This is a genomic window from Streptomyces sp. NRRL WC-3549 (genome assembly GCF_000721935.1).
Taxonomy (GTDB): Bacteria; Actinomycetota; Actinomycetes; order Streptomycetales; family Streptomycetaceae; genus Streptomyces.
This window is the reverse complement of record NZ_KL585387.1, coordinates 69,948-80,820: the sequence shown is the minus strand read 5'-3', so window position 1 is coordinate 80,820 and position 10,873 is coordinate 69,948. Positions and strand designations below refer to the sequence as shown.

Sequence of the window (10,873 nt, the reverse complement as noted above, 5' to 3'; positions counted from 1 at the left end):
GGCCGCCACAGGCCCCGAACGACCGGAAGGCCACGCCCCCATGGACCGGGAACCCGACGGGACGTACCCGCCGATCGAGCCGTACGACCACGGACTGCTCGACGTCGGTGACGGCAACCTCGTGTACTGGGAGGTCTGCGGCAACCCGGCCGGCAAGCCCGCGCTCGTCGTCCACGGCGGCCCCGGCTCGGGGTGCACCGCCCGCTCCCGGCAGTACTTCGACCCGGACCGCTACCGGATCGTCCTCTTCGACCAGCGCAACTGCGGCCGCTCCACCCCGCACACCGGCGACCCGGCCGCCGACATGCGGCACAACACCACCGCCCACCTGATCGCCGACATGGAGCGCCTGCGCCGCCACCTCGGCATCGGGCGGTGGCTGCTGTACGGGGGTTCGTGGGGGTCCACGCTGATCCTGGCCTACGCCGAGCAGTACCCGGAGCGGGTCTCGGAGATCGTGGTCCCGGCGGTGACGACGACCCGGCGCAGCGAGATCGACTGGCTCTACCGGGGTGCGGGCGCGTTCTTCCCCGAGGCCTGGGACCGCTTCCGCGCGGGCGTCCCGGAGGCGGCGGGCCCCGGGGACCTCGTCGCCGCGTACGCCCGCCGGACGGAGAGCCCCGACCCGGAGGTCCGGGCGAGGGCGACGGCCGACTGGTGCGCCTGGGAGGACGCGGTGCTCTCCCAGGAGGCCTCCGGCGGCCCGCCCCCGTACAGCGGCCGGCCGGACGGCGCCCGGCATGCCTTCGTACGGATCTGCGCGCACTACTTCGCGCACGCCGCCTGGCTGGAGGAAGGACAGCTGATCCGCGACGCGGGACGGCTGGCGGGCGTCCCCGGGGTGCTGGTGCACGGCCGCTTCGACATGGCCGGCCCGCTGACCACCGCCTGGGAGCTGGCGAAGGCCTGGCCCGGCGCCGAACTGACGGTGATCGACGGCGCGGGCCACCTGGGCGGCCCCGCGACCCGCCGCGCGGTGCTCGGCGCGCTGGACCGGTTCGGGCGCGGCTGAAGAGGACCACTTGCTTCGAGCGCGCTCGAAGGCGTTGGCTTGGGCCTCATGAAGTACACGCAGCTCGGACGCACCGGACTCAAAGTCAGCCGCCTCGTCCTGGGGACGATGAACTTCGGCCCCCAGACCAACGAGAGCGACAGCCACGCGCTCATGGACGCCGCCCTCGACGCGGGCGTCAACTTCTTCGACACCGCGAACGTCTACGGCTGGGGCGAGAACAAGGGCCGCACCGAGGAGATCCTCGGCACCTGGTTCGCCCAGGGCGGCGACCGCCGCGACAAGGTGGTCCTCGCGACCAAGGTCTACGGCAACATGGCCGCCGACGGCGAGGCGTGGCCCAACCACGACAAGCTGTCCGCCCTGAACATCCGCCGCGCCGTCGACGCCAGTCTCAAGCGGCTCCAGACGGACCACATCGACCTGTACCAGTTCCACCACGTCGACCGGTCCACCCCGATCGACGAGATCTGGCAGGCCATCGACGTACTGATCCAGCAGGGCAAGATCCTGTACGCCGGTTCCTCCAACTTCTCCGGCTACAAGATCGCCCAGGCCAACGAGCGGGCCCGGCAGCGGGGCGGCTACGGCCTGGTCAGCGAGCAGTGCATCTACAACCTGATGGAGCGCGGCGCCGAGATGGAGGTCATCCCGGCCGCCCAGGAGTACGGCCTCGGGGTCATCCCGTGGTCGCCGCTGCACGGCGGGCTGCTCGGCGGCGCGATCCGCAAGGAGCGCGAGGGCGGCGGCGCCCGCTCCACCTCCGGCCGGTCCGGCGACGCGCTGGCCGACCCGAAGACGCGGGCGCAGATCCAGGCGTACGAGGACCTGCTGGAGAAGCACGGCCTGGAGCCCGGCGAGGCGGGCCTGGCGTGGCTGCTGACCCGGCCCGGGGTCACCGGCCCGATCTCCGGTCCGCGTACGCGGGAACAGCTCGACTCCGCCCTGCGGGCGGTCGAGCTGGAGCTGTCGGACGAGGTGCTGGAGGCCCTGGAGGAGATCTTCCCGGGCCCGGGCCCCTCGCCGGAGAACTTCGCCTGGTGAAGCCCGGTCCGTGACCGTGCCGTGCGGCCGTCCTGGCGGGGCTCAGCTCCCGAGGGCGGCCGCCACCGCGACGACGGCGAACATCAGCACGAGCACGGCCGCCATGATGCGGTTTCTGGTCTTCGGGTCCACCCGACGAGCGTAACCGGCCGCCTCACCGCCCCGGCGGCCAGGCCCGCACCACCGCGTACCGGGGCGGCTCGGTCCGGTACGCCGCGCGCGTCGGCCCGGCGAACGGCTCCCGCAGCGGCTTCCCGTCCATGCCACCGGGGAAGGCCCTCGCGAGGTGCCGGCCGGCCCGGTCGGTCCGGTGCGGGCCGCCGACTCGCCGAGGGCGGGTTCGTGCGGCGGGACGGCGGCGAGGGGCCGCGTCCCTCGCGGGACCCGCGCGCCGAGACCGGCAGCGTCCGCCCCGGGTGCCCGGAGGGCCGGGCCGCCCCGAGCCGCCGTCCGGTGGCAACCGGGGCAGCCTGAAAGGATGATGGTGCGGGACTCCAGTCCAGGAGGCCCGATGAACCACAAGATCAGCATCCTGTTCCGCGCGATACCCGTACTCATGGGCGCCGTCTCGGCCTCGTCGGGCGGGTACGTGCTCGCCCACGCCTCCGGACCGAGCGCACGGGTCGCGGGCCTCGTGCTCGTTTTCCTGGCAGCCATCTGCCTCTGCCTCTTCTCCACCGCGGCCACGATCATCAGACAGCTCATCGGCCGCTTCTCGACACTGGACCGGGTGCTCTACCCGGCGCTCGGCTTCGCGGTCAGCGGCGTCACCGCGGGGTACGGGCTCTCCCTGCTCACCGAGACCCCGCGTCCGCCGCCCGACTTCGTCGCCGGGCACGTCGTCTTCGGCATCGGCATGATCTGCGTGTGCGTCTCCACCGTGGCCACGGTCTCCACCCGGTTCACCCTGATCACCGGCAACTCGGCGCTCCCCGAAGGGTCGCCCCCGCGCTCGCCCGCACCGTTCGGGCCGCTCGCCGTGCGGGTCCTGCCGGCGCTCCCGGCCCTGGCCGCCCTGGTGACCTGGATATGGGCCTTCGTCCTGCTGGCGGGCGGGGGCGGCGGGGCCGCGGCGGGACGTTTCACCTCCGGGCACGTGATGGCGGGCCTGGCGCTCGTCTGCACCTGCCTCATCGGGCTGGTGGCCAGCATCCTGCGGCAGATCCAGAACACCTACACGCGCCGGGAGCGCGTCCTGTGGCCCGCGGCCGCCGCCGGCCTCGGCACCGCCGGCATCGTGTGGGGCCTGCTCGTCCTCGCCCTCCACGACCGGCCCACCCAGCTGTCCGCCGGATACGTCGTCATCGGTCTCGGGCTCATCTGCTGGAGCATCCTCAGCAAGGTGCTGCTGCTCGCACTCGTCTGGCGCCGGCAGGCCCCCCTGGCGAACCGGGTGCCACTGATCCCGGTCGGTACGGCCCTGCTCTGCCTGTTCCTCGCGTCGTTCCTCTTCGAGTCGGCCGACTCCGCGGTCATCGTCGCCGCGCGCGTCCTGGTCGGGCTCGGCGGCGTCTGCTTCTCGCTGTTCTCCATCGTCTCCATCCTGGAGAGCGGCACCAGCGGCGGTGGGGACGACCCGGAGGGCGGGACGCCGTCGGCGGCCGGAGCCGGTGCCCCGGCGACCGGGGCGGGCGGCACGGGCCCCGGCACCGGCGGGCGGGAGCCCCCCGGTGACCGCCCCGGGACATGAGACCGGCCGCCCTCCCCCGCGGGGAAGGCGGCCGCACGGTCGGTCGGTACGGCGCTCAGGCCGCGGTCGCCAGCTGTTCGCGCGGGACTATTCGCACGTGCGGGCGGCCCGGACGGAGGTCGACCTTGAGGCGCAGGCCCCCGACGCGGGTCAGCATGAAGCCGACGCCGAGCGCGGCGACCAGCGAGACGGCGCCTCCGGCGGCCATCCCGATCCGGACACCGTAGGCGTCGCTGATCCAGCCGACGATCGGGGCGCCCACCGGCGTACCGCCGGCGAAGACCATCATGTACAGGCTCATCACCCGGCCCCGCATCTCGGGGTCGGAGGCCATCTGGACGCTCGTGTTGGCGCTGATGTTGGTCGTCAGACCGATCATGCCGATCGGCACCAGCAGGACCGAGAAAAGCCAGACGGACGGCGAGAGCGACGCGGCGATCTCCAGCAGCCCGAACACCGTGCCCGCGAACACCAGCATCCGCAGCCGCGAGGAGCGCCGGCGGGCGGCGAGCAGGGCACCGGCCAGGGAGCCGGCCGCCATCAGGATGTTGAAGAACGAGTACATCCCTGCGCCGCCGTGGAAGACCTCGTCGGCGAAGGCGGTGAGCCAGATCGGGAAGTTGAAACCGAAGGTGCCGACGAAACCGACCAGGACGATCGGCCAGATCAGCTCGGGCTTGCCGGAGACGTAGCGCAGGCCTTCCCGCAGCTGCCCCTTGGCGCGCTTGACGGTCACGGCCGCGTGCAGTTCGTTCGTCCGCATCATCAGCAGGCCGACCAGCGGGGCCGCGAACGACAGGCCGTTGAGCATGAAGGCCCAGCCGCTGCCGACCGTGGTGATCAGGACGCCCGCGACGGCGGGGCCGATGAGCCGGGCGGACTGGAAGTTCGCCGAGTTCAGGCTGACGGCGTTCCGCAGCTGGGCGGGGCCGACCATCTCGGAGACGAACGACTGGCGCGCCGGGTTGTCCACGACGGTCACCATGCCGAGCAGGAACGCGATCAGGTAGACGTGCCAGACCTCGACGACGCCGGAGAGCGTCAGTACGGCGAGTGCGATGCCGCACAGTCCGAGCGCTGCCTGGCTGATGAGGAGCAGACGCCGCTTCGGGAGCCGGTCGGCGATGACGCCGCCGTACAGACCGAAGAGCAGCATCGGGAGGAACTGGAGGGCCGTGGTGATGCCTACGGCGGCAGCGGACCCGGTGAGGCTCAGGACGAGCCAGTCCTGCGTGATGCGGGACATCCAGGTACCGGTGTTGGAGATCACGGCGCCCGTGGCGAACAGGCGGTAGTTGCGGATCTTCAGCGACGAGAAGGTCCCGCCGGTCTTGCTCTCGTGGGTGGAAGTCGGTGCGGGGGCGGAGTCTGCTCCGGATCCCGTACTCAAAAGGGTTCGCCTCCTCGGGCGTCTACGACTACGTGCTGACGAGGACGTGGCGACGGGCGCTGCGGACCGTGGTCCGCCGCGCCCGGGGTCACAGATGGGCCAGCTTCTCCAGCACGGGCGCGGCGGCCCGCAGCGTGTCCCACTCGTCCTCGTCCAGGCCTTCGGCGAGGGCGGCCAGCCAGGCGTTCCGCTTGGAGCGGCTCTCGGCGAGCATGGCTTCCGCCTGCTCCGTGCGGCTGACCATCTTCTGCCGACGGTCTTCGGGGTGCGGTTCCAGTCTGACCAGGCCCTTGGCTTCCAGCAGCGCGACGATGCGGGTCATCGACGGCGGCTGGACGTGCTCCTTGCGGGCCAGCTCACCCGGGGTGGCGGAACCGCACCGGGCGAGTGTGCCGAGCACCGACATCTCGGTCGGGCTCAGCGACTCGTCGACGCGCTGGTGCTTCAGACGACGGCCCAGCAGCATCACGGCGGAGCGAAGGGAGCTCACGGCGGCGGCACTCTCACCGTCGTGGATCAGGTCAGGCATGTTTATTAGCGTAACTCATTAGCTTCACTAAAGACCACTCGGATGGTACACGCGCGAGAAACTGATCACCCGAACGAGTGAGTATGGGCCGGAAAGACGCGCGAAACGGTCACATGTGCCGGGACCCTGCATGGCATGGGATCGACAGTGCTCAGCCTGCGGATAGACGGTGAGCTGCTCGACCGGCTCCGCCGGCGCGCCGCCAGACGCGGTATGAGCGTGCAGGACTACGTGGTCCAGACGCTCGTCCGCGACGACTTCGACGAACGCTTCAACGCGGCCGTCGACGAGACGGAGAAGTTCTACGGGGCGGACCTCCCGCCCGTGGACCCGGCCGACCGGGTCACCTGAGGGAGATCCGCCCCGTGGGGGTGGACGTGTGCGGCGGTGGTTACGTGAGGCCGAGCGCCGGCATCGCGTAGTAGAAGACGAAGACCGCCGACACCGCGTACATCGCCGCCGGGACCTCACGGCCGCGGCCCGCCGCCAGGCGCATGGCGCAGAAGGTGATGAAGCCGACGCCGATGCCGTTGGTGATCGAGTACGTGAACGGCATCATCAGCATCGCGAGGAACGCCGGGATCGCCAGGGTCGGGTCGCTCCAGTCGATGGCCCGGATGTTGCCCGCCAGGATCAGGAAACCGACCGCGATCAGCGCGGGGGTGGCGGCCTGAGACGGGACCATCGTCGCCAGCGGTGTCAGGAACAGCGCCACCGTGAAGAGCAGCCCGCTCACCACGCTCGCCAGTCCGGTGCGGGCGCCCTCGCCCACCCCGGCCGTGGACTCCACGAAGCAGGTCGTCGCGGAGGAGGAGCTCGCCCCGCCGGCGGCGACGGCGACACCGTCGATGAACAGGACCTTGTTGATACCGGGGAAGTTGCCGTCCTGGTCCATCAGCTTCGCCTCGTCCCCGACGCCGAGGATGGTGCCCATCGCGTCGAAGAAGCAGGACAGCAGCACGGTGAAGACGAAGAGGACGCCGGTCAGCACCCCGACCTTCTGGAAGCCGCCGAGCAGGCTGATCTGGCCGATGAGCCCGAAGTCCGGCGAGGAGACCGGGTTGCCCGGCCACGCGGGTGTCGTCAGACCCCAGGCACCGGCCGGCAGGTCCGCGATCGCCTCGATGACCAGGGCGACGACCGTCATCACCACGATGGAGATCAGGATCGCGCCCGGCACCTTGCGGACGATCAGCCCCAGGGTCAGCAGCGTGCCGAGGACGAAGACCAGCACCGGCCAGCCGTTGAGGTGGCCGTCGCCGCCGAGCTGGAGCGGCACGGTGGTGTGCGCCAGGTCCGGGATGCGGGAGACGAAGCCCGAGTCGACCAGGCCGACCAGCAGCACGAAGAGGCCGATACCGATGGCGATGCCCTTGCGGAGCGACGTCGGTACGGCGTTCATCACCCGTTCGCGCAGGCCGGTCGCGACGAGGAGCATCACGACGACGCCCGCGAGGACGACCATGTCCATCGCGTCGGGCCAGGTCATCCGGGGGGCGAGCTGGAGGGCGACGACCGTGTTGACGCCGAGGCCGGCGGCGAGCGCGATCGGGACGTTGCCGATCACCCCCATCAGCAGCGTGGAGAACGCGGCCGACAGCACGGTGGCGGTGACGAGCTGGCCACCGTCGAGCTGGTGGCCGTACATGTCGTGCGCGCTGCCGAGGATGATCGGGTTGAGCACGATGATGTACGCCATCGCGAAGAACGTGGCGAAACCGCCGCGGATCTCGCGCGCGACCGTCGACCCCCGCTCGGAGATCTTGAAGAAGCGGTCCAGGCCGCCGTTGGGCGGAGAGGCCGGGGGCGGCGTGGCGTCGACCGGAGCGGTGGCCGAGGGGGACATGTATGACCTTCAGTCGTGCATCGGAGGAACAAAAGTGGTCAGCTTTGGATGTTCATACGAATAATTAGAGACAACCATAAGCAGATTCAGTATGAATACATAAGGCGAAGATCGCTATCTCCGCGCGTAGACCCTTGGCCCGACTGCCCCGTACGCCCCTGGTCGGCCAGGTCCTAGACTGGGCGCATGGAGAAGTGGACACCGAAGCACGAGGCGCCCGATCCCCTGGAGGGCCCCGTCGTCGCCACCGTCACGGGCGGCACGATCGTCTGGTTCGTCCTCTTCCTCGTCCAGCTCCCGTTCTACGGCTGGTACGACGACCACGGGCACACCTGGTGGCTGTGGGCCTGCCTGGCCGGCGCCGGGCTCGGCCTCATCGGCATCTGGTACGTACGGGCGCGGGACGCGGCGATCAAGCGGGACGCGGCCCGGCGCGACGCGGCGGCCGGGGAGCCGGCACCGGGCGCCGGTCACTGACCCGCCCGACGGCCCCACGGGCGGCCCGGCTGGTACCGGGGGACCGTTCCCCTCATCCCACGGTCTGGTCTTCGGGCCCCCCGCCGGGTGTGTCGCGCCTTCCGCCCGTACCGTCGGAGCCATGACGCAGCGGGCACTCGACACCTCCGGAGAGCAGCCGGACCCCGTACGACCCGGCGCCGGGCCACCTCGCGGACTGAGCGCCTCCGAGGTCGCCGAGCGGGTCGCCCGGGGCGAGGTCAACGACGTGCCCGTCCGCTCCTCCCGGTCGGTCACCGAGATCGTCCGCGCGAACGTCCTCACCCGGTTCAACCTGGTCATCGGCGTGCTGTGGCTGATCATGCTGGCCGTCGCGCCGTTCCAGGACAGCCTCTTCGGCTTCGTGATCATCGCCAACACCGGGATCGGCATCGTCCAGGAGTGGCGGGCCAAGAAGACCCTGGACAGCCTCGCGGTGATCGGCGAGGCCAAACCCACCGTGCGGCGCGACGGTAAGGCCGCCGAGGTGTCCGTCTCCGAGATCGTCCTGGGCGACCTCGTCGAGCTCGGCCCCGGCGACAAGGTGGTCGTCGACGGCACGGTCGCCGAGGCCGACGGCCTGGAGATCGACGAGTCGCTGCTGACCGGCGAGGCCGACCCGGTGGTCAAGCGGCGGGGCGACCCGGTGATGTCCGGCAGCTTCGTGGTCGCCGGGGGCGGGGCGTTCACCGCGACCAAGGTCGGCCGCGAGGCCTACGCGGCGCAGCTCGCCGAGGAGGCGTCCCGGTTCACCCTCGTCCAGTCGGAGCTGCGCAGCGGCATCAGCACCATCCTCAAGTACGTGACGTGGATGATGGTGCCGACCGCGCTCGGGCTGGTCATCAGCCAGCTGGTCGTCAAGGACGACGACTTCAAGGACTCCGTCGCCCGCACCGTCGGCGGCATCATCCCGATGATCCCGGAGGGCCTGGTCCTGCTGACCTCGGTCGCCTTCGCGATCGGCGTCATCCGGCTCGGCCGCAAGCAGTGCCTCGTGCAGGAGCTGCCCGCCATCGAGGGACTGGCCCGCGTCGACGTCGTCTGCCTGGACAAGACCGGCACCCTGACCGAGGGCGGCATGGACGTCACCGAGGTCCGGCCGCTGAAGGGGACGGACGAGGCGTACGTCCGGCGTGTCCTGGGCGCCCTCGGCGCCTCCGACCCCCGCCCCAACGCCAGTCTCCAGGCGATCGTCGACGCCCACCCGGACGGCGGCGGGTGGAGCGCCACGGGGACGCTGCCGTTCTCCTCGGCCCGCAAGTACAGCGGCGCCTCCTTCACCGAGGACGACGGCAGCTCCTCCGCCTGGCTGCTGGGCGCCCCCGACGTCCTGCTGGAGGCCGGGGACCCCGCTCTCGCCGAGACCGGCGGTCTCAACGAACAGGGGCTGCGCGTCCTGCTCCTCTCCCGGGTGCACGGCGCGCTCGACGCCCCGGACGCCGCCTCGGGCGCGACGCCCGCGGCGCTGGTCGTCCTGGAGCAGCGGCTGCGCCCGGACGCCGGGGCCACCCTGGCCTACTTCGAGGACGAGCGCGTCCACGCGAAGATCATCTCCGGGGACAACGCCGTCTCGGTCGGCGCGGTCGCCCAGAAGCTCGGCCTGCCGGGCGCCGAGCACCCGGTGGACGCCCGCAGGCTGCCGGCCGAGCCCGACGAGATGGCCTCCGTGATCGAGCGGAACGCCGTGTTCGGCCGGGTCGCCCCGCAGCAGAAGCGCGACATGGTCACGGCGCTCCAGTCCCGGGGCCACACCGTCGCGATGACCGGCGACGGCGTCAACGACGTCCTCGCGCTGAAGGACGCCGACATCGGCGTCTCGATGGGGTCGGGCTCGGAGGCGACCCGGGCCGTGGCCCAGATCGTGCTGATGGACAACAGCTTCGCCACCCTTCCCTCGGTGGTGGCCGAGGGCCGCCGGGTCATCGGCAACATCACCCGGGTCGCCACCCTGTTCCTGACCAAGACCGTCTACTCGGTGCTGCTGGCGGTCCTGGTGGTCTGCTTCCAGGTGGAGTACCCGTTCCTGCCGCGCCACCTCACGCTGCTGTCCACACTGACGATCGGGGTGCCCGCGTTCTTCCTGGCGCTCGCCCCCAACAAGGAGCGCGCCCACCCCCACTTCGTACGCCGGGTGATGCGGTACGCGATCCCCTCGGGGGTCATCGCGGGGGCGGCCACCTTTCTCACGTACCTGCTGGCCCGCCACCACTACACCGGGCCGGGGGCGCTCGGCGCCGAGACGAGCGCGGCGACGCTCACCCTGTTCCTGGTGTCGATGTGGGTCCTGGCGATCATCGCCCGCCCCTACACCTGGTGGCGTGCCGCCCTGGTGGTGTCGATGGGGCTCTGCTTCCTCGTCGTCCTCGCGGTGCCGTGGCTCCAGCACTTCTTCGCGCTGAAGCTGGTGGGCTCGGTGATGCCGTGGACCGCGGTGGCGGTGTCGGTGGTCGCGGCGGCCGCCCTGGAGGCGACCTGGAAACTGGTCGGCCGCCGCTTCCGTTCCTGAGGGCTACCTCACGTCGACGAAGTCACCCGCGGCCGTGACGGCCGGGGTGGTCGACGTACCGGCGAAGGTGTAGCGCCAGTAGCCGTCCGCCGATGCCTTGACCGTGGTCTTCAGCGCACCGGTGTTGTTGGTCCTGACCGTCTTGACGGTGGTGTAGGTCTTGCTGTTCTTCTTGCGGAACTGCAGCTTGACCGGCTGTCCGGCGTACCCCTTGTAGGTGCCGGTCTCCCAGTTGGCGCGCGACAGCTTGCCGGTGACCGTGAGGGTCTTGCCCTTCTTCACGGGCTCCGGGGCGGCGTTGACGGTCAGCTTGGAGAGCCGCTGGACACGGGCCTTCGCCTGGTAGTCGCTCCACCCGACG

General features: G+C 71.1%; 9 protein-coding genes and 1 pseudogene. 6 read left to right on the top strand and 4 right to left on the bottom strand.

What is annotated here, in order from left to right; all coding sequences use genetic code 11:
* Positions 1-40: 40 nt before the first annotated feature.
* From pip to IH13_RS0105640, 3 genes are all read left to right on the top strand, one after another.
* Positions 41-1,012: a prolyl aminopeptidase gene (gene pip / locus IH13_RS0105660; RefSeq protein WP_031081535.1), complete on the top strand. Its 972-nt coding sequence runs from the start codon at positions 41-43 to the stop codon at positions 1,010-1,012.
* Positions 1,013-1,060: 48 nt separating this feature from the next.
* Positions 1,061-2,056 carry an aldo/keto reductase gene (locus IH13_RS0105655; RefSeq protein ID WP_031081534.1) on the top strand — a complete coding sequence of 332 codons (996 nt, stop codon included), beginning with the start codon at positions 1,061-1,063 and terminating at the stop codon, positions 2,054-2,056.
* 511 nt (positions 2,057-2,567) lie between these two features.
* Positions 2,568-3,746 (top strand): DUF2776 family protein, encoded by a 1,179-nt coding sequence (locus IH13_RS0105640; RefSeq protein ID WP_063837400.1) that lies wholly within the window; start codon positions 2,568-2,570, stop codon positions 3,744-3,746.
* A gap of 55 nt (positions 3,747-3,801) precedes the next feature.
* Here IH13_RS0105640 and IH13_RS0105635 read toward each other — a convergent pair whose 3' ends face one another.
* Complete coding sequence (locus IH13_RS0105635) at positions 3,802-5,136, bottom strand: MFS transporter (RefSeq protein ID WP_031081530.1); 1,335 nt, start codon at positions 5,134-5,136, stop codon at positions 3,802-3,804.
* Positions 5,137-5,224: 88 nt separating this feature from the next.
* Positions 5,225-5,665 (bottom strand): MarR family winged helix-turn-helix transcriptional regulator, encoded by a 441-nt coding sequence (locus IH13_RS0105630; protein ID WP_031081529.1) that lies wholly within the window; start codon positions 5,663-5,665, stop codon positions 5,225-5,227.
* Positions 5,666-5,800: 135 nt separating this feature from the next.
* Here IH13_RS0105630 and IH13_RS0105625 point away from each other — a divergent pair, with 135 nt between their 5' ends.
* The gene (locus IH13_RS0105625; protein WP_014047595.1) at positions 5,801-6,016 is read left to right on the top strand and encodes a hypothetical protein; all 216 of its coding nucleotides are present in this window, start codon (positions 5,801-5,803) and stop codon (positions 6,014-6,016) included.
* 40 nt (positions 6,017-6,056) lie between these two features.
* Here the strand turns inward: IH13_RS0105625 and IH13_RS0105620 are convergent, their stop codons facing one another.
* A complete protein-coding gene (locus IH13_RS0105620) occupies positions 6,057-7,511 on the bottom strand; it encodes an NCS2 family permease (protein WP_031081526.1) in 1,455 nt (484 codons plus the stop codon).
* A gap of 186 nt (positions 7,512-7,697) precedes the next feature.
* Here IH13_RS0105620 and IH13_RS0105615 point away from each other — a divergent pair, with 186 nt between their 5' ends.
* On the top strand, positions 7,698-7,988 hold the full coding sequence (locus IH13_RS0105615; protein ID WP_031081525.1) for a DUF2530 domain-containing protein: 291 nt from the start codon (positions 7,698-7,700) through the stop codon (positions 7,986-7,988).
* A gap of 121 nt (positions 7,989-8,109) precedes the next feature.
* Positions 8,110-10,512 carry an HAD-IC family P-type ATPase gene (locus tag IH13_RS0105610; protein ID WP_031081523.1) on the top strand — a complete coding sequence of 801 codons (2,403 nt, stop codon included), beginning with the start codon at positions 8,110-8,112 and terminating at the stop codon, positions 10,510-10,512.
* A gap of 3 nt (positions 10,513-10,515) precedes the next feature.
* Here the strand turns inward: IH13_RS0105610 and IH13_RS0105605 are convergent.
* A pseudogene (locus IH13_RS0105605) lies at positions 10,516-10,873 on the bottom strand (calcium-binding protein); the annotation flags it as partial.